Here is a 20009-nt window from a genome sequence, read left to right on the forward strand (position 1 = left end):
TGAAAACGGAAGAGCGCTTGAGGATGGGTAAGAAAACTAACCATTGCCTATCCGCAAGGTATCATTATTTAATCCGTTACATTGTACCGCTCGCGGATATACACTTTAATCGCCGAATGAAGTTTCGAGATTATCTCGCCAGCGGCCCGAGCACGCGGCGCCTATAGTGCCCGCGATCTTCTGCGGCGACGATTATGGCGACTGTCATCGATCTTTTTGCAAAGATTCGATTAAACGGCTAAAGGATTTATTAGCGGAATATGTCACCCCATTTTTAGGACTAACAGATAAATGAGTATTCTTATAACGGGCGGAGCAGGTTTTATCGGTTCCAATTTCGTGCTTGACTGGTTCAAACAGCACGAGGAAACGCTGATCAACCTGGACAAACTGACTTATGCCGGCAATATCGAAAATCTCCAAAGCCTTGAAGAGGACGAGCGGCACCGCTTCGTCCGAGGAGACATCGGCGACAAAAACCTGGTCAATGCTTTGCTGACGGAACACCGGCCGCGGGCGATCGTGAATTTTGCGGCGGAAAGCCATGTCGACCGTTCGATTCACGGTCCCGAAGACTTCATCCGGACCAATGTTGTCGGCACTTTCCATCTTCTCGAAACCGCGCGGCATTACTGGAATACGCTGCCGGAAGAGAGGAAAGCCGGTTTTCGTTTCCTGCACGTTTCCACCGATGAGGTCTACGGATCGCTGAGCGAAGAAGATCCGGCCTTTTGCGAAACCGACCGCTACGAACCCAACAGCCCTTATTCGGCCAGCAAGGCGGCCAGCGATCACTTGGTGCGCGCTTATCATCATACCTACGGGCTGCCCGTAGTGACGACCCATTGTTCCAACAATTACGGCCCCTACCATTTCCCCGAAAAACTGATTCCGCTGGTGATCCATCATGCGCTCGCCGGCAAGCCGCTGCCGATTTACGGAGACGGCCGGCAAATACGCGACTGGCTGTATGTGAAAGACCATTGCAGCGCGATCCGAAGGGTCCTGGCTGCCGGCAAAGCGGGAGAAACCTATAATATCGGCGGCTGGAACGAGAAAGCGAACCTGGATGTCGTCCATGCCTTGTGCGATATTCTGGACGAACTGCGGCCCCGGTCTGACGGCCGGCCGTACCGCACGCAGATCACTTTCGTCAAAGACCGCCCGGGACACGATCGCCGCTACGCGATCGACGCGACGAAGCTGGAAAGAGAACTGGGCTGGAAGCCTGCCGAAACGTTCGAATCCGGCATCCGCAAGACGGTTCAATGGTATCTGGACAATCCGGACTGGGTACGCAATGTGACAAGCGGCGCCTACCGGGACTGGATCGACAAGCACTACGTGGTATGAAAATTCTCTTATTCGGCAAAGACGGCCAGGTCGGACGCGAACTTCGGCGGACATTGCTGCCGCTGGGGGAAGTGTTCGCGCTCAATCGGCAGGACGCCGACCTGCAAAACCTTACCGGACTGGACCGCCTACTGCAGACGGTAAAACCGGAGCTGATCGTGAACGCGGCCGCTTACACGGCGGTGGACAAGGCCGAAACCGACTCCGCAACGGCCTTCCGGATCAATGCGGAAGCCGTGGAAGTGATGGCCGGCCATGCATTCCGTCAAAAGATTTTACTGGTGCATTATTCGACCGATTACGTGTTCGACGGGCAAAAACCGGGGGCTTTCGTGGAAACCGACGCCACGCGCCCGCTCGGCGTGTACGGCCTGTCCAAGAGAAAGGGGGAGGAGGCGATTGAACAAAGCCGGTGCAACGCGCTGATTTTTCGCACCAGCTGGGTGTTTTCCGCGCACGGCGGCAATTTCATCAAAACGATTCTGCGTCTGGCCAAAGAGAAAAATCGCCTGAATATCGTCGCAGACCAATTCGGCGCCCCGACATCGGCCGAGTTGATTGCCGACGTCACCGCGCTGGCGATCGCAGGTTATCGGTCCGGCCGCATCGGCAGCGGCATTTACCACCTGACCGCCAACGGCGAAGCCAACTGGCACCGATTCGCCCGCCACATCGTCGACCGCGCGCTGGCCAACGGCCTCCCGCTGCACCTGGACGCGTCGCAGATCAATGCAATCACCGCCGAAGACTATCCGGCTCCCGCCCGACGCCCGAAAAATTCCCGGCTCGATACTTCGCTGTTGTCTTCCGGGCTCGGACTGCAGTTGCCCGACTGGACCGTGCACGCCAACCGCACGATCGATCAATTGACGCTTTCACCTTTCTCCTAAAGAACTATGCAACGTAAAGGAATCATCCTGGCCGGCGGTTCGGGCACCCGCTTACATCCCGCCACGCTCGCCATCTCCAAGCAGTTATTGCCGGTATTCGACAAGCCGATGATCTACTACCCGCTCAGCACCCTGATGCTGGCCGGTATTCGCGACATCCTGATCATTTCCACGCCGCAGGACGTGCCGCGCTTCGAGCAGCTCCTGGGCAGCGGCGAACAATGGGGACTCGACCTGCACTATGCCGTGCAGCCCAGCCCCGACGGGCTGGCGCAGGCGTTCATTATCGGCGAGTCGTTCATCGGCGGCGATCCTTCCGCCCTAATTCTGGGCGATAACCTCTTTTACGGCCACGATCTGCAGGAACTCCTCGGTAATGCGATGGCGCGCGGCGAGGGCGCCACCGTATTCGCCTACCACGTCACCGATCCGGAACGCTACGGCGTCGTCGAATTCGACCGGCAAGGCAAAGCCCTCTCGCTGGAAGAAAAACCGCCCTTGCCCAAATCGAATTACGCGGTGACCGGCCTGTATTTCTATGACCGGAACGTGGTGGAACTCGCCCGCAATCTCAAGCCTTCGGCGCGCGGCGAACTGGAAATCACCGACCTGAACCGCATTTATTTGGAGCAACGCAAGTTAAACGTCGAAATCATGGGCCGCGGCTATGCCTGGCTCGATACCGGCACCCACGAGTCCTTGCTGGACGCCAGTCAATTCATCGCCACCATCGAAAACCGCCAGGGACTCAAAGTCTCCTGCCCCGAAGAAATCGCTTTCAGACAACAGTGGATCAGTGTCGATCAACTCGACAAGCTCGCGCGGACGCTTGCCAAAAACGGTTATGGACACTATTTGCAGCGGATTCTGCAGGAGAATATATTCTGATGAAAGCGACTCCCCTTGCGATAGCCGACGTTATCCTGCTCGAACCCGCCATGTTCGGCGACGAGCGCGGTTTTTTCTTTGAAAGTTTCAATCTGCGCCAATTCGAAGAGATCGTGGGCCGAAAAGTGAATTTCGTGCAGGACAACCATTCGCGTTCCGCGAAAAACGTCCTGCGAGGATTGCATTACCAAATTCACCAGCCCCAGGGCAAGCTGGTGCGCGTGGCATGCGGCAAGGTGCTCGATGTTGCGGTAGATATTCGCCGATCCTCGCCCACTTTCGGCCGCTGGGTCAGCGCCATGCTTTCCGCGGAAAATAAACACCAGCTTTGGGTACCCGAAGGGTTCGCGCACGGTTTCGTCGTACTGACCGACCACGCCGAGTTTCTTTACAAGACGACCGATTATTACGCGCCGACCCACGAACGCTGTATTGCCTGGGATGACGCGACGCTCGCGATCGACTGGCTGATTCAGGATGCTCCCGTTCTATCGGCCAAGGACGCCGGCGGTTTGCCTTTACATCAAGCCGAAACATTTGCCTGATGCTGCGCTTCAGTATTTCTCCCCGCGAAATGATTGCCAGCTTCTGGCGCAACCGCAGCCTGATCTATACGCTGACCAAACGCGAAGTGATAGGACGTTATCGCGGTTCGTTGCTGGGCATGGCCTGGTCTTTTTTCAATCCGGTCCTGATGCTGCTGATTTACACGTTCGTGTTCTCGGTGATTTTCAAGTCGCGCTGGGGGAGCGGCGGGGAAGAAAGCCAAACCGAATTCGCGATCGTGCTTTTCGTGGGCATGATCGTCCACGGTTTGTTCTCCGAATGCCTGAACCGCGCGCCCGGCCTGATCCTCTCGAATGTCAATTATGTGAAAAAGGTCATTTTTCCGCTGGAAATCCTGCCCTGGGTCGCCTTGAGTTCGGCGCTTTTCCATAGCTCGATCAGCCTGATCGTCCTATTGGCCGCGCAATTGCTTCTCAGCCAGCAGATCATGTGGACGGCCCTGCTGTTTCCGCTGATCTTGCTGCCGCTCGTCTTCGCGACGATGGGCTGCGCCTGGTTTCTGGCCGGGCTCGGCGTCTACGTGCGCGACATCGGCCAAATCACCGGTATGGTGACGACGATATTGATGTTTCTTTCCCCGGTGTTTTACCCGGTCAGCGCCCTGCCCGATCAATACCAGATCTGGCTGCAAATCAATCCGCTCACCTTCATCATCGAAGAAGGACGCAATACGCTGATTTTCGGAAAAGTGCCGGATATTCGGCAATGGACCCTGATGGGAACGGCGGGATTGATCATTGCGTGGACCGGCTTCGTCTGGTTCCAGAAGACGCGCAAAGGATTTGCCGATGTGCTCTGAAATCGCCATTCAAGTGGACAATCTGTCCAAATGCTACCAGATTTACGATAAGCCGCAGGACCGGCTCAAACAATCGATCTATCCGCGTTTGCAATACCTGGCCGGACAAAAGCCCAAACAATATTTCCGCGAGTTCTGGGCACTAAGAAACGTCTCTTTCGAAATAAAAAAAGGCGAAACGGTCGGCATCATAGGCCGGAACGGCAGCGGCAAATCGACGTTATTGCAGCTTATCTGCGGCACGCTCAATCCGACGAGCGGCAACCTTCGAGTTCATGGGCGTATCGCGGCCTTGCTTGAACTCGGCTCGGGTTTTAACCCGGAGTTTACCGGACGCGAAAACGTCTATATCAACGCCGCCGTACTGGGATTGAGCCAAAAAGAAACCGATGCCCGCTTTGACGACATTATCGCTTTTGCCGATATCGGCGACTTTATCGAGCAGCCCGTCAAAACTTACTCCAGTGGCATGATGCTGCGTTTAGCGTTTGCAGTCATTGCCCACATCGATGCGGATATTTTGATAATAGATGAAGCGCTCGCGGTGGGGGATGCCTTCTTTACCCAAAAGTGCATGCGGTTTTTACGCCGTTTCATGCAATCGGGAACAGTATTCTTTGTCAGCCATGATACCGGTTCTGTCAGAAATTTGTGCACCCATGCCATTTGGCTTGAAAAAGGGTCTATTGTACGGCAAGGTCCGCCCAAAGAAATTTGTGAAAACTACCTGGAAGCATTCTACGAAGCCCAGCAAGGAAAAAGCGCAATCCCCGCTAAAATCGATTCCGTCGATCATTCGATGACTCATGCCAAAGATCAGCGTCGCGAGTTTATCAATACCAGTAATTTGCGTAACGACATCCGATTATTTGAATTCAACCCGGAGGCGCCGTCATTCGGAAAAGGCGAAGCTCAAATTGTTTCGGTCAAATTTCTCGATAAAGAAGGCAACCCGCTGGCCTGGGTTGTCGGTGGAGAAGAGGTCGCCTTGAGAATCGAAGCCAGAGCGCACTCGCCCCTCGATTCGCCCATTATCGGCTTTTTTATAAAAGATAAATTGGGACAGTACTTATTTGGAGACAATACTTATCTCAGCTATATCGATTCCCCTGTCGTCTGTACCGAAGGTCAGTGCATAATAGCGGATTTTTCGTTTCAAATGCCTCGATTGTTTGCGGGTGATTATTCCATTACCGTAGCGATTGCAAATGGCACGCAGAACGACCATATCCAGCACCACTGGATGCACGACGCAATATTTTTCAGATCGGAATCGACCAGTGTGGCGGGCGGCCTTATCGGCATTCCAATGAATAATATCAAACTTAAAGTTAAGAAATTGCATGAAGAGTCTATCGGATAGTTTACTGGAATCGGCTAAATTTACGCCTATCTCATTGCAGGCCCCAGAGGCTTGGTGTGGGCATATGCCTTTTGCGGCTTGGTTGATACACACCGTTAATCCAAAAATTTTTGTCGAATTGGGTACGCATTCGGGCAACTCTTATTTTTCTTTCTGCCAGTCGGTAAAAGAAAACAATCTCGCTACAAAATGTTATGCCGTCGATACCTGGAGAGGCGATAAACATGCGGGCTTATATGGCAATGAAATATTTGACCGAGTCGATCAGCACAACAAAACGCACTATGCGCAGTTTTCCCGTTTGCTGCGCATGGAGTTCGATGAGGCCTTGAGCTATTTTTCCGATGGATCGATTGAACTGCTACATATCGACGGACTACATACCTACGAGGCAGTTAAACACGACTTTGAAGCCTGGTTGCCCAAACTCGCGCCCAACGCTATCGTCCTCCTGCATGACACCAATGTGCGCGAAAATGAATTCGGCGTCTGGAAATTATGGGAAGCGCTGCAAGAGCGCTATCCGAATCACATGGAGTTCTTACACTCGCATGGGCTAGGTATTTTGCAGTTAAACGAAGCCTCGACAAGTGAACAAAAATTTGCCTGGCTGAATCCCGCGTCTTTTGAACAACGGCAGATTCAAAATTACTTTTCGGCTTTAGGCGCCAAACAGTTGGAACGTTATGAATTTGATCAGGCAAAAATCCATTTATCCACGCTTAACCGATTACTCGCCTCACGTAACGAGGAGATTGCCAATCTCAATCAAACACTGGTTGGCCGCACTGCCGAGGCTGACCGCCTGAACCAGGCCCTGGCCGAGCGCGATACCCGGATCGACAGCCTGAACCAAGCTTCAGCCGAACGCGACGCTCGGATCGACAACCTGAATCAGACTCTGGCCGAACGCGATGCTCGGACCGACGACCTGAACCAAACTTTGGCCGAACGCGACGCTCGGATCGGCAGCCTGAATCAGACTCTGGCCGAACGCGATGCTCGGACCGACGACCTGAATCAGACTCTGGCCGAGCGCGATGTTCGGATTGACGGCCTGAACCAGGTTTTGGCCGAACGCGATGTTCGGATTGACGGCCTGAACCAGGTTTTGGCCGAGCGCGACGCCCGGATCGACAGCCTGAATCAAGCTCTGACCGAGCGCAATACTCAGATCGGTAATCTCAATCAATCCATTGATGAACTTCTTGACAGTACCAGTTGGAGAATCACTTACCCTCTGCGCATGATATCTTCAAAGGCAAAAATTCTTGGAAGTATAATAAGCATATTGCCCGATATAATTTATATTTGCGGCGGTATCGGAGGAGTTATCGATAAAACTCGGAAAGTCTATGCGCGCGAAGGCTGGGCTGGAATAAAGCGGCGTATTGTCTGGGTGGATACCGCACGAAAAGGCTCCCCAAGTCATACGAATCCACATAATCGATTCTCGGAAGAAGAGGATAAAGCCGAATATACCCAATGGATACAACTTTATGACACTTTAACCGATACGGATCGGGAAAAGATTGTATCTCATATCGAGGGCTTTCAATATAAGCCGCTTTTCTCGGTGATAATGCCGGTCTACAATCCGCCTCTCGATTTCTTCGAAAAGGCCATTCAATCCGTCCGCAATCAGCTATACCCGCATTGGGAGCTATGCATTGCCGATGACGCGTCCACCGACCCCTCGATACGCAAAATCATTGACCGCCATTGCCGGCAAGATGCCCGGATCAAAGTCGTTTACCGGACCGCTAACGGCCATATCTCCCAAGCGTCCAACAGTGCGTTGGCTTTGGCTCGAGGAGAGTTTCTCGCGATGCTTGACCATGACGATGCGATTGCCGAGCACGCGCTTTATTTATTTGCGGAAGAAATCAACCGCAATCCCGAAGTAGATTTTTTATATAGCGATCAGGATAAGATAGATATCCACGACATCCGCTACGATCCCTATTTCAAGCCAGACTTCAATCCGGACCTTTTAAGGTCTCAAAATTTTGTAGATCATCTCGCCGTTTTTCGGACCTCCGTTGTTCGAAAACTGAATGGCTGGCGTAGGGAATTTGACGGCAGTCAGGATTATGACCTGGTATTGCGCGTTACCGAACAAATATCGCCATTGCGGATCAAGCACATTCCCTATGTGTTGTATCACTGGCGTGCCGTACCCGGCTCGCTTGCGACTGACTCGGAAGCAAAGAATTATGCGCCCGCCACTTCCCGCAAAGCCCTGGCGGAACATCTGAAAAGACTCGATATTCAAGCGGAAGTCACATCTCATTACCCTCATCTTTCCATCCACCGGGTCGTTTATTCATTACCGGAAGAACCGTTAGTGAGTATTATCATTCCTACCAAAGACGGTATAGACTTACTCAGTAAATGCATAGATGGACTGTTAAACGAGACCATCTATAAAAACATTGAAATAATCATAGTCAACAACCAAAGCAAAGATCCCGCCACCTACCGGTATCTTAAATCGCTTTCCATCGACCCGAGAATTAAAATCATAGATTTTGACGAGCCGTTCAATTACTCGAAAATTAACAATATGGCGGCAGGTAAGGCAAGCGGAACTCTCCTGGCCTTACTCAACAACGATATCGAAATCATTAACGCCGATTGGCTTCGAGAAATGGTCAGTCATGCAATGCGCCCTGAAATCGGCGCCGTAGGGGCCAGACTGTATTATCCGGACGGCACCGTTCAGCATGCGGGCGTTCTGTTAGGCTATAAAGGAAAAGCCGGCCATATGCATCGTCATTCTTCGCCCGAATGGCTCGGGTATTGGGCGCGCTCGGTTCTTATCCAAAATCTTACGGCAGTGACCGCTGCCTGTATGGTATTGAGAAAACAAGTTTTTGACGAAGTTGAGGGATTTGACGAAAATTTTTCCGTAACTTTCAACGATGTCGATCTTTGCCTGCGTATCCATGAAAGAGGGTATAGGAACTTGTATACGCCTTATGCGGAAATGTATCATCATGAATCGAAAACCCGCGGTTTGTTGGCCCATCAAAGCGAAGAAGATTATTTTGCAATAAAATGGAAGGCCTATATCGAAGATGATCCGGCTTACAATCCGAATCTTTCTCTAAACTCCGAAAACTTTGCACTGGCATTCCCTCCCCGCGTCAACCGGCCTTGGATAAAACGGCACGAAAGCGGAAACATAGCCCATTCACCACTGGTAACCATCATCACGCGAACCCATGGGGAAAGACAAGATTTCTTAAAACAAGCCCTGGCCTCGGTTTTTCAGCAAACCTACCGTCCGATTCAAATCGTGATCGTGGAAGACGGTTCCGAAAGAACCCGCTCTTTAATGAGTACAATAACGCCACCGCCGGGAATTACGATAGATTATGTATCCACGCCCAAACGGGGGCGCTGCCATGCCGGCAACTGCGGACTGGAAATGTCTCGCGGGCAATTGATAGGATTTCTGGATGATGACGATTTATTTCTACCCGATCATATTGAATCTCTGGTCCGACATTTGCTTTTACATCCTTCCGCAGTAGGCGCATATGCGGGTTCATGGGAAGTTCCCACTGAAGTGTTGAGTTTATCGCCATTAAAATATAATGAAGGGAAGAAGTATCTTTTCGGATGCTCCAGCTGGTCGTTATCTAACTTATGGAACTATAACTACATCACAATTCAATCGTTAATATTCCGAAAAGAACTCTATACGAAACACGGCGGCTTTAGCCTGGAATTGGATTGTCTTGAAGACTGGGACTTATGGATGAGGTATACAGCGGAGGGAGACTTTGTTTTTCTCAATAAACCCACCTCGGAGTTCAGAATACCCAAAAATGAGGCCGTTTTACTGGATCGTAGAAAACAGCATTTGAAATACTTACCCACGCTCAGAAGGAGGCAGAAAGAACTTCTAAATAATTATAGAGACACGCTCCATTATGAAAGGCTATATGACGCCTTTAGAGCAATAAGCGGCAGCCAGATTGCTTAATATGGAAAAGTGTAAGCATTAATCTCCCGTTAGCTTCAAAAGCCGGCTCAATACATGGCAACCCTGGCAGGCGAAATATTCAACAGGCCGGCGTCCGTTACAGTCATTATCGTCAACTGGAACAGCGGCGTTCTGTTGGATCGATGTGTAGCACAACTTGCTGAACAATCCCTAAAACCGGATCATATCCTGATCATTGATAATGCCAGCACGGACGGTTCGGTTGATTTTATCCCCGCTATCCCTGGGGTTACGATTCAAAAGCTCGTTAAGAATATCGGATTTGCCGCTGCCAATAACCTTGCTTTATCGGTCTGCAATACCGAATTTTTAGCCTTGCTCAATCCCGATGCATTTCCGGAACCCGCATGGCTGGAACAACTGTTGGCGGCGGCCAAAACCTATCCCGACGTCTCGGCTTTCGGTTCGAAGCAATTGATTTACGGTTCGGATGACCTCATCGACGGCATCGGCGACGTCTATCACTGCTCGGGCTTGGTCTGGCGCCGTGGCCATAGGTGCCCTCAATCGGATTTCGAAGAGTTGCCGCATGAAATATTTTCACCCTGCGCCTGCGCCGCTTTATACCGACGCGAAGCGTTGCAAACGGTAGGCGGCTTCGACGAGGATTATTTTTGCTATGTCGAAGACATCGACTTAGGTTTTCGCCTCCGACTCGCCGGGTACAAAGCCATGTACGTTCCCAGCGCGGTGGTACGCCATGTCGGCTCGGCGACAACAGGCGGCCGTCATAGCGATTTCTCGATTTATTACGGCCATCGAAACCTGGTCTGGGCTTACGTTAAAAACATGCCGGGGATTTTGTTTTGGTTATTTCTCCCTTTTCATATACTATTGAACGCGGTTTCCGTTATTTATTTTAGCGGACTGGGCAAAGGCAAAATCATTGCGCGGGCCAAATGGGATGCAATTCAGGGAGTATCCAAGATGTGGAAAAAGAGAAGGGATATCCCACAATATAGAAAGGCCTCCATACGCGAAATCTGGCGAATATTGGATAAAAATTTGTTTCTCTTGCGGCGATGAGAGCGTAATCAATGACGTTCACCCTCTCTGCAGTTATCGTTAATCACAACTCGAGGAATTTACTTCGCGCATGCGTTGAGTCCCTATTATCCCTTAGCTTCCTGCCTGTCGAAATCATCGTCATCGACAACGCCTCCGTAGATGAAAGCCTCAAACAAATCGAAGGTTTACCTGCGGTTACGCTCGTCAGAAACGCCGCCAACACCGGCTTTGCTTCCGCCTGCAACCAGGGTGCCGCCCTGGCGACAACCGATTATCTGCTGTTTCTGAATCCCGACTGCTGTTTCGAAAAAGGCGCCCTGGCCGAATTATTGGCCGCGTTGAAAGCGGAGGACAAAGCCGGAATGGCGGGCGGCCTGCTGATCAATCCGGACGGTTCCGAGCAGGGCGGAGCCCGCCGCGCGGTACCGACACCCTGGCGTTCCTTCGTACGGGCATTCGGTTTGAACTATTTCGACAAGCGCTGGCCGAAGCTGTTCTTCGACTTTTATCTGCACAAACAGCCGCTGCCCGAAAGCCCTGCCGAAGTGGAAGCGATTTCGGGCGCCTGCATGCTGGTGAAACGCGAAGCCATTGCCGACGTCGGCCTATGGGACGAAGGCTACTTCCTGCATTGCGAAGACCTCGACTGGTGCATGCGTTTTCGTCAGAAAGGCTGGAAAATCCTCTTCGTCCCTTCGGCACGGGTGATTCACGCGCAGGGCTCGTGCAGCCGCAGCCGGCCTATTTTCGTCGAATGGCATAAACACAAGGGCATGATGCGGTTTTACCTCAAATTTTTCCGCCATCAGTATCCCGGCATATTGATGTGGCTGGTCGCATTGGGGGTCTGGTCCCGATTCGGTTTGATCGCCGGTTACCGTTCGTTCAAAAATGTCGAACGCAGGTTAGGATTCGGAAGTGAAGCATAATGCGATGACATCGTTTCCTCATCATTTATCGCCGAACGATGCGGAACCCGCCCGCAAAAATCTGGCCGTCATTGGCGCGACCGGTCTGGTTGGAGAATGTTTGCTGGCGCTTTCAACCAAGGCAGGATGGAAGGTAACCGCCTATTACCGGGGCGAATCGGCGCCTGCGTCCGAAGCAATAGAATGGCTGCCTCTACCGCAACCGGGCGTCGCTGCCGCTCCCCATTCGCCAAGCGAAACGGCGGCCAAATACTGGATCTGCACCGCCCCTATCTGGATTCTGCCCGAGTATTTCGCCTTGCTCGAATCCCAGGGCATACGGCGCCTGGTAACCCTGTCGTCAACCAGCCGCTTTACGAAAAAGGATTCTTCTGATCCGGAAGAGCAGGCCGTTTCGCGCCGCTTGGCCGAAGCGGAGGCAAGGGTGCAACAATGGGCGGAAAGCGGCGGCGTGGAATGGGTGATCCTCAGGCCGACCTTGATTTACGGATTCGGGCGGGACGGAAATATCGCCGAGATTGCCCGCTTCATCCGGCGATTCGGGTTCTTTCCCTTGTTCGGTAAAGCACAGGGGCTCCGCCAACCCGTTCATGTGCAGGACGTCGCCCATGCCTGTCTTGCGGCGCTGGAATCGTCGGCGGCGGCCAACCGCGTCTACAATCTTTCCGGCGGAGAGACGCTTTCTTACCGGGACATGCTTATCCGCGTGTTCACCTGCATGGGCCGGTTTCCGCTGCTTTTGCCGGTGCCTTTGTTGGCTTTCCAGATAGCCTGCGCCCTATTCCGCCTGTTTCCCCGCTACCGGCACTGGTCGTCCGCAATGGCCGAACGGATGAACCGGGACATGGCGTTCGACCATAGCCAGGCCGCGCGCGACTTGGCGTTCAAGCCGCGCGCCTTTGCGCTTTTTCCCGAGGACCTTTAAGTTGAACCGGGAATATCGGATAACCGGGAATATCGGATAATAAGAAGCGGACTTTATCGAATCAATTCGGCTTACCGAACTAGAAACCCGTGGCTTGGCCGCGTTTGATTTTAGCGCCGATCAGCTTTTCGACCAGCCGCAACGCATTGCTTTCTTCCTCTGAAATCAAAGAGACCGCAAGCCCGCCCCGGCCTGCCCGACCGGTGCGGCCGATACGATGTACATAATCGGCGGAAGAGCGCGGCAATTCATAATTCACCACATGCGGCAATTGGACGATGTCGATCCCGCGCGCGGCGACATCGGTCGCCACCAGTACCCGGATTCCTCCGGATTTGAAATCGGCCAAGGCACTGGTTCTCGCCCCCTGACTTTTATTACCGTGTATGGCCTTGGCGGAAATCTGGGCGGAATTCAGCTTCTCGGTCAGCTTGTTGGCGCCGTGTTTGGTACTGGTAAAAACCAAAACCTGCCGCCAGTCATTGTGCTTGATCAGTTGTGTCAAAAAAGCGGCCTTGGCGGTCTTGTTGACCGAATAGGCAATCTGTTCGACCGTATCGGCCGCCGCGTTTTCAACCGCAACTTCGATCCTTACCGGATCGATCAGCAGATTCTGCGTCAGCTTGCGGATTTCCGGCGAATAAGTCGCGGAAAACAGCAGGTTCTGCCGCTTTTTGGGCAGCAACGCCAGAATTTTGTGGATATCCCGGATAAATCCCATGTCCAGCATGCGGTCCGCTTCATCCAGAACCAAAACTTCGACTTGATTCAATTTGACCGCATTCTGCGCAACCAGGTCGAGCAGGCGCCCCGGCGTAGCGGTCAAAATATCGACGCCGCCGCGCAGGCGGATCATCTGCGGGTTGATCTTGACGCCGCCGAATACGACATCCGATTTCAGTAGCGGGACGAGATGCGCACCGTATTTGGTTACCGACTCGCCTACCTGAGCCGCCAGTTCGCGAGTCGGAGTCAAGATGAGTGCCCTGACCGGACGGTTGCGGTCGAAATGTTTATCCGCCAGCCGCTGGAGAATCGGCAAGGTAAAGCCTGCGGTCTTGCCGGTGCCGGTCTGGGCGGCGGCGAGCAGGTCGCGGCCCGATAGAACCGCCGGAATGGACTTTTGCTGGATCGGCGTGGGCACGGTATAGCCTGAATCGCCGATCGCGCGCAACAGGGACTCGGACAGGCCGAGAGAAGAAAATGGCATAGAAAATCTCGATAAGAGGGGGATTAAAATCCCGGCATGGGGGAGGAATCTCGGGCACCCTGATGGCGGTTTGTTTCCAACGCCAGAGGCCCTCTCCGTATGTTTAAAATTGCAGAAAGGAACTTCCTGCTAACGACGCCGGCCCTTTCTGCCTGAAGTCTCTTCAAAGTTGACTCGGAGCGGCTTGCCGCCGTAGAGCATGCCGCTAAGCTTGGCGATCGCGGCTCTGGCCTCATGACCTTCCATGCCGATATAGCCGAAACCCTTGCATTTGCCGCTGAACAGATCGGTAACGATCTCAATGGAATGAACTCTGCCAAACTCCGAGAATAAAGCCGATACACTGGCTTCGGTCGCGTCACTAGGTAGATTTCCCACAAATAATCTTTTCAATAGAGGTCCTTAATAAGGGGTGTGAAAAAGGTTGTATCCGGCATAACCCATTACTCCGGTATACAACAGGATGGCGCTGCGCTGACGGATTCGTCCCAAGAAAAAGCAAGTCATCAGTCTGCTTGTAATCCTCTGGGCAAGCGTAGCGAAAATTCCGGACTGGAGTGGCTCAGGGATAGGGTATCCCCGTACCGCCCCTTCTCCGGAGAGGAAGAAAAGGGACTTGAAATTTTAGGCGACGCTGCAATCCGCCGGCGATCGAGCTTAGCCTTTAGTCATTCACATCAATGAATCATCGACATGCAGTTTAGCATGTGAAGTTCAAAAAACACCTCCGATTATAAGACATATCCCCTCTGTGCGGCAATTTAATCGTCCTGCTCGATTCGATTCGTTTCTCCAACCGATTGCGGAAGCATTTTGGCGCCTGTCATTCCGGTAAACCCGAGCAAGCGCCGAGCGATGCGTATAAAACGCTGGATGCCGTATGCTTGCAGGGTCAAGGGAATGCATGATTTTTGCCTCTCTACTGGGTAATTCCGGTCAACGAAATGAATTCCGATTGTTCTTGTCGGAATTAAAACATTCACTTTTTACTGAACGTGTTATGATTCCTGCTTCTGAACTTAGCAAATTGGTTATCGCTACGGATCAGGAACATCCATCCATAATAAAAATAGACGGAGGACACTATGAAAAAAATCACTTTGATCGGCGCCGCTTTAATGGGTTTCTTAAGCTTTTCGGCTCTTGCGGAAGAGCACGCCGATGCGGCTCTGAAGCATACCAATATGGCCATCCAATATGGAAAGGCCGAGCACAACGCCATTCTGACGACCCATGCCAAAGAAGCCTTGACTCATGCGAAAGCGGCTGCCGAAGTGGCCAGCGGCGAATCCAAAACGCATATGGACGCCGCGGTAAAATCGCTCGAAGCGGCGATCGAGCACGGCAGAATGAAAGGCAAGGAACATGCAAAAGCCGCAACCAAAGCTGCAGAAGAAGCCGCTCAACACATCAAGGCCGGCAATCAGTAATTTTAGGCTTGAGTATGCGTCTTTAAGCGGAAAAAACCGTAAACTGCAGAAACTCTGGGCTTTTGCCGGTATGTTCAAGATTAATGGTTCTCATTTTTTGCAGGTTGAAAGCCCGCGCTATTTATGAATAGCGCGGGCTTTTTATTATGCGAGCCAAGCTCATCACCGTCTTTGCACGTTCAGCCAGGGCGCCGCTCAGACAAAATCTTCTACAGAAATTTTCCCTTTTGACAATCCGATTCGGCCATCGCGCCCTTTAGCCTTACCCCCGATCGCCAGATATCGCTTGACTTTGTGAAATATGAAGCCCATACTGGCCCCAGCTAGAAAAAAGATTTACCCGCTGTTTACCATTTCGACGTCTCTCCCGTAGTTTCTCGTCCTGTTTTTCATTAAGTAAGTTCTCTTTTACAGCTACATCTGCCCGTTCAGGGCGCTTTACACTCAATTATTTATCAGGACTCGCTAATGTCTACAGTTACTACCGGTACCGTCAAATGGTTCAATGCAGAGAAAGGCTTCGGCTTTATTCAACAACAATCCGGCCCCGATGTTTTCGTTCATTTCAGAAGCATCATCAATGCGGGCGGCTATAAAACCCTCGATGAAGGCCAAAGGGTGGAATTCAGCGTAAGCCGCGGCCCCAAAGGCCCTCAAGCCGAAAACGTAAAAGTCGTTTAATCCATGAATTCGGCAGGCTGCCCTCGCATGAGGCTACAGCCTGTCTTCCGCTTTATTTATCCGCACAGTTTTACCGCATCCTTGATTCCATGAGCATCAAGCCCGCTTCAAATAGAACCGGGACGGTAGAATGGAGCAATTTTACGTTGAACTCAAACGAAGAACCGGCTTGACGGATAGCAGAACGGCCCGGGGACGGCTCGATTTCGAAAGGCAATAGATCCGCTGCGTTGCAGATGGAGAGCAGAAACAAAAAACCCAGCCGTTAAGCTGGGTTTTTTGGTATATCCGGTCAGTTTTTATTACAAACTGATTGAACTAGAAGCTCCTGGTCTTTGCTTTTCACCGTCTTGCGGATCCAGGCAGCCAGTCAAACCAACAATTGTTAGAGTCAGAGCCAGAAGTGCTAATGCTTTCTTCATAATAATATCCTCCACAGTAGAGTTGAATTATTTTTATAAGTGTGTGCTCAACGGCACGTTCACTTTATATCATGACTTTTTAATTGATGCAATAAGACAAACCGAACTTTCAGCCACTCGATTAGAGTGAAACGCTAGAAGTAGCGCCTGGTCTTTGTTTCAAATCATCTTGAGAATCAAGGCAGCCAGTCAGGCCAACAATCATCAGGGCTACAGCCAGAACTGAAAGAACTTTTTTCATAAAATATCCTCCAAAAAAATTTAAATTATTTTTATTCGTGCGCCATAAAAGGCGCGTAATTTATACCATGCCGGTTCTAATCGCGCAATAAAAAATAGACCGGCACGACAAATGCTTCATAGTTCGTTGATATTGTCGGGCATCTCTATCGAGATTACACCGTTGTTCCATCTCGCCGTTCCGATCTCAAACCAGGGCGAAGCGAAATTTTTATGCAGCTGATCCTCGACCCACTCCGTCGGCGCATCGATTTTTTTCATCTTCAGATGGAAAACCGTCCGATCGAGCGGCAAACCGATCTTTTGTCCCCAGAATGCGGTCACCTTCATGATGAATTTTTTCAGCCGCGTCTCGTTGATCGTCGGCGTCACCGCAATATTCGCCCACATCGAATGCACCCGTCCCCAGTTCGGCGCCAGCAGTCTGCCCTGCTCGTTCACGAACGGCAGCCAGTGCTCGCGGCCTTCCGCGTCGGTATAAGTGATCCCAATGATCCGGTCGTAGCCGGCGAAATGATCGTGCAGATACAAGGCATGCGGCGCGATGCCGAGAAACAGCTGGGAAACCGAGATCAGCTCGTTGCTGCCTTTGACCATCGCCGCCAACACCGGGCTCTCGGGCTTGTTCCATTTGAAGCGGTACAAAAAACCATAGTGGATCGTGCTGTTCAGTTGCAGCAGCACGATTGCAACCAGAACTTTCGCGAGTTTCCGCGCAAAAGCCTTCGGTTTCTGACCGGCATACTCTTCGAATATTTGATGGTAGAAAGTCCGGTCCGGTAAAGGGGTCGAAATCACGCACGCTTCCGTACAAGTCACACGAGCACGGGTATCGGCGATTTGCCGGTATTTTCTTGCGGCCAGATGATAAATGCCGGGTACTTTCAGCATCAAGCCCAAGAGGGCCGGATAACGCATCTCGATCAAAATCCGGATATAGGTATCCAGCCCCGCATAAAGCCGGTTTTCCCTGTCCAGGGCATACAGGTCTTTCAGCAATTCCTCCTGGCTCAGCGCGCGCAAGGCGGAATACTGTCCGGCATATTCCTGCGCGCTTTTGAAATCGATCCGGCGGAAAATATCGAAATGGTTCAGCACCAGCACGGTCCGGTTGCAGAGCGGGCAAAGCTGGTCGTAAAACACGGTCAGCGACGGCTCGCGCGCGGTAAAAAACCGGCCGATCCGGCGCCACCAACTGAAAGGCACCAGCAGCGTGTAGAAGCTCAGCATTCCCAGCCCGAACGGATAAATGTTCAGCGACAGCGTAATCCCGAGATGCAGGCCAATACCGATGAACAGATACAGAGGGCGCAAACACCGACGATTGAAGAAAAACAAAAACGTGAACTGGAAGACGATGATCGTATAGCCGAACGCCTTGACCAGATACTCCTGATTCAGCAGGAACGACATATCCAGCGCGGAGACATAATAAGGCTGCGTCGAAGGCAGCCACGAGCCCAGGCCGTTGCGCCAGTGTTCGGCAAACAGTTTATGGATCGCCGAATCGAAATACAAAAAGCCGAGACAGATCAGGACCGGCAAATAATAAGTCAGCGACGACACCCTGGGCTCGGGATAGCTGCGGTAAGGCCGGAACGGCGTGCCGAGCTTATGCCGCAACGCATCGATCGCAAACGCGCGGTCGCCCGGCATGAACAGCAGGAAAAAATTGGCGCCGGTCATGAACATATCGAAACCGCCGTCGAAATCGCGCTGCATCGGCGTAAAATTGACGAACACGATCCAGAACAGGTAATTCGCCAGCAGCGAAAATCGGTAACGGTAGCCGATCACGACGAAAAACGCGACCAACGCCCACAGCCCCAGAAAAAACGGAATCGTCGGAAATTCGACGTCGATAAACGGAATCGGATCGAAAATTAGATGATTGAAATAAATCAGAAACAGGACTTCCTGAAGGGTAACCAGGCCGTACAAAATCCGGAACAGGCCGATGCCGGCCGCAGGAACCTGCTTGGCGTGCAGCCGATTGATCAGCGAGAGAATAAATTGAAACATGCGGTTAAATAAGGTTGATCGAAATGGGCCGCTACAATGCCAAGAATTGCACGAAACATCAAGCCCACAAAAAAAGAAAGGTTATTTAAAGCGGGCAGATTTTAGACGAGAATCTCGGATAACCCAAATGTAAACCCCGTAAGGACGGAATTTTCGTCGGGCTTGGTTTTCGTAAAGGGTTGCCAAAGGCAAAGATTTACCTCCGAATGCTGCGCTTCGAAAAATCCGTTGCGGTCGAATTTGCGCGCCCGAAATTGCCGGAACCTGTTGTAAACTTAAGCACCATCGTAAACGGCACCGGCGGACGGGAATGAAGAAGATATTGATCACAGGAGCAACCGGACAGATCGGCTCGGAATTGACGCGGGTCTTGCGGCAATCATACGGCGCGGACAACGTGATTGCCGCTTCCAACCGGAAACCCTCCGCCGATTTTGCCGAACCGGGTCCTTTTTACCTGCTCGACGTGCGCGCCGGCGACCGCCTCGATCACCTCGTCGCCGAACACCGCTGCGATACGATTTTCCATCTCGCCGCCCTGTTGTCCGCGGTCGCGGAAACCCGGCCGCAGGAAGCCTGGGACATCAACATGAACGGCCTGCTCAACGTGCTCGAAACCGCCCGGAAACACCGTTGCGCGATATTTTTCCCGAGTTCGATCGGCGCTTTCGGCCCCGGCACGCCGTCGATCGACACGCCGCAGGATACTCTGCAGCGGCCGACAACGATCTACGGCATCACCAAAGTGTCCGGCGAGCTGTTGTGCGACTATTATTACCGCCACTTCGGCGTCGATACGCGCGGCCTGCGCTATCCGGGACTGATTTCGAGCGAGGCGCCGCCGGGCGGCGGTTCGACCGATTATGCGGTCGAGATTTTCTACGCCGCACTAGCCGCCCGGCATTACGATTGTTTTTTGAGCGCCGACACGCAACTCGACATGATGTACATGCCCGATGCGATCGATGCCGCGCTCAAACTGATGAACACGGCTCCCGACAAACTGCGCCACCGCAATGCGTTCAATGTGACCGCGATGAGTTTCACGCCGGCGGAACTGGCGGCCGAAATCCGGAAACGCATTCCCGATTTCACGATCGATTACCGGATCGACCCGGTTCGCCAGGCGATCGCCTCCTCCTGGCCGCGGCACATGAACGACAGCGCCGCCCGCGCCGAATGGGACTGGCAACCGCGCTTCGATCTGGCCGCGATGGTCGAGGATATGCTCCAAAAAATCGCGGTCAAACTGCAAAAGAACTAATCG

16 protein-coding genes are annotated in these 20009 nt (G+C 52.3%); 13 read left to right on the plus strand and 3 right to left on the minus strand.

Annotation, left to right across the window (positions count from 1 at the left end; genetic code table 11):
- Nucleotides 1-291 precede the first annotated feature (291 nt).
- Genes rfbB through METAL_RS14840 form a run of 10 tightly spaced genes read left to right on the plus strand, consistent with a single transcriptional unit; the run spans nt 292 to nt 12737 of the window.
- Entirely contained in the window at nt 292-1353 is a 1062-nt protein-coding gene (gene rfbB, locus METAL_RS14795) for a dTDP-glucose 4,6-dehydratase (RefSeq protein WP_005373530.1), read from the plus strand.
- Nucleotides 1350-2243, plus strand: coding sequence for a dTDP-4-dehydrorhamnose reductase (gene rfbD / locus METAL_RS14800; RefSeq protein ID WP_005373531.1), 894 nt, complete (start codon nt 1350-1352; stop codon nt 2241-2243). The genes rfbB and rfbD overlap by 4 nt, the downstream gene beginning before the upstream one ends.
- Before the next feature lie 6 nt (nt 2244-2249).
- Complete coding sequence (rfbA, locus tag METAL_RS14805; protein ID WP_005373532.1) at nt 2250-3131, plus strand: glucose-1-phosphate thymidylyltransferase RfbA; 882 nt, start codon at nt 2250-2252, stop codon at nt 3129-3131.
- Nucleotides 3131-3676, plus strand: coding sequence for a dTDP-4-dehydrorhamnose 3,5-epimerase (gene rfbC / locus METAL_RS14810; RefSeq protein ID WP_005373533.1), 546 nt, complete (start codon nt 3131-3133; stop codon nt 3674-3676). Before rfbA ends, rfbC begins: the two co-directional genes overlap by 1 nt.
- The gene (locus METAL_RS14815; RefSeq protein ID WP_005373534.1) at nt 3676-4497 is read left to right on the plus strand and encodes an ABC transporter permease; all 822 of its coding nucleotides are present in this window, start codon (nt 3676-3678) and stop codon (nt 4495-4497) included. The genes rfbC and METAL_RS14815 overlap by 1 nt, the downstream gene beginning before the upstream one ends.
- The gene (locus tag METAL_RS14820) at nt 4487-5860 is read left to right on the plus strand and encodes an ABC transporter ATP-binding protein (RefSeq protein ID WP_005373536.1); all 1374 of its coding nucleotides are present in this window, start codon (nt 4487-4489) and stop codon (nt 5858-5860) included. The genes METAL_RS14815 and METAL_RS14820 overlap by 11 nt, the downstream gene beginning before the upstream one ends.
- Nucleotides 5841-9854 carry a glycosyltransferase gene (locus tag METAL_RS20100; protein ID WP_005373538.1) on the plus strand — a complete coding sequence of 1338 codons (4014 nt, stop codon included), beginning with the start codon at nt 5841-5843 and terminating at the stop codon, nt 9852-9854. Before METAL_RS14820 ends, METAL_RS20100 begins: the two co-directional genes overlap by 20 nt.
- Before the next feature lie 54 nt (nt 9855-9908).
- Nucleotides 9909-10901 (plus strand): glycosyltransferase family 2 protein, encoded by a 993-nt coding sequence (locus METAL_RS14830; RefSeq protein ID WP_005373540.1) that lies wholly within the window; start codon nt 9909-9911, stop codon nt 10899-10901.
- An 11-nt stretch (nt 10902-10912) separates the two neighbouring features.
- Nucleotides 10913-11812: a glycosyltransferase family 2 protein gene (locus tag METAL_RS14835; RefSeq protein ID WP_005373541.1), complete on the plus strand. Its 900-nt coding sequence runs from the start codon at nt 10913-10915 to the stop codon at nt 11810-11812.
- A gap of 4 nt (nt 11813-11816) precedes the next feature.
- A complete protein-coding gene (locus METAL_RS14840) occupies nt 11817-12737 on the plus strand; it encodes an NAD-dependent epimerase/dehydratase family protein (protein ID WP_051040405.1) in 921 nt (306 codons plus the stop codon).
- 79 nt (nt 12738-12816) lie between these two features.
- Here the strand turns inward: METAL_RS14840 and METAL_RS14845 are convergent, their stop codons facing one another.
- Nucleotides 12817-13947, minus strand: coding sequence for a DEAD/DEAH box helicase (locus tag METAL_RS14845; RefSeq protein WP_005373544.1), 1131 nt, complete (start codon nt 13945-13947; stop codon nt 12817-12819).
- Nucleotides 13948-14076: 129 nt separating this feature from the next.
- A complete protein-coding gene (locus METAL_RS14850) occupies nt 14077-14340 on the minus strand; it encodes an RNA recognition motif domain-containing protein (protein ID WP_005373545.1) in 264 nt (87 codons plus the stop codon).
- A 692-nt stretch (nt 14341-15032) separates the two neighbouring features.
- Between METAL_RS14850 and smbP the strand changes: the two genes are divergently transcribed.
- Nucleotides 15033-15377: a small metal-binding protein SmbP gene (gene smbP, locus METAL_RS14855; RefSeq protein ID WP_005373547.1), complete on the plus strand. Its 345-nt coding sequence runs from the start codon at nt 15033-15035 to the stop codon at nt 15375-15377.
- A gap of 468 nt (nt 15378-15845) precedes the next feature.
- Nucleotides 15846-16058 (plus strand): cold-shock protein, encoded by a 213-nt coding sequence (locus tag METAL_RS14860; protein WP_005373549.1) that lies wholly within the window; start codon nt 15846-15848, stop codon nt 16056-16058.
- A gap of 779 nt (nt 16059-16837) precedes the next feature.
- Here the strand turns inward: METAL_RS14860 and METAL_RS14865 are convergent.
- A complete protein-coding gene (locus METAL_RS14865) occupies nt 16838-18742 on the minus strand; it encodes a DCC1-like thiol-disulfide oxidoreductase family protein (RefSeq protein WP_005373551.1) in 1905 nt (634 codons plus the stop codon).
- Nucleotides 18743-19052: 310 nt separating this feature from the next.
- On the opposite strand from METAL_RS14865, the gene METAL_RS14870 reads away from it, so the two are divergent.
- Nucleotides 19053-20006 (plus strand): NAD-dependent epimerase/dehydratase family protein, encoded by a 954-nt coding sequence (locus METAL_RS14870; RefSeq protein WP_005373552.1) that lies wholly within the window; start codon nt 19053-19055, stop codon nt 20004-20006.
- Nucleotides 20007-20009: the final 3 nt, after the last annotated feature.

Origin of the sequence: Methylomicrobium album BG8, from assembly GCF_000214275.2 — a bacterium.
Lineage (GTDB): Bacteria > Pseudomonadota > Gammaproteobacteria > Methylococcales > Methylomonadaceae > Methylomicrobium > Methylomicrobium agile.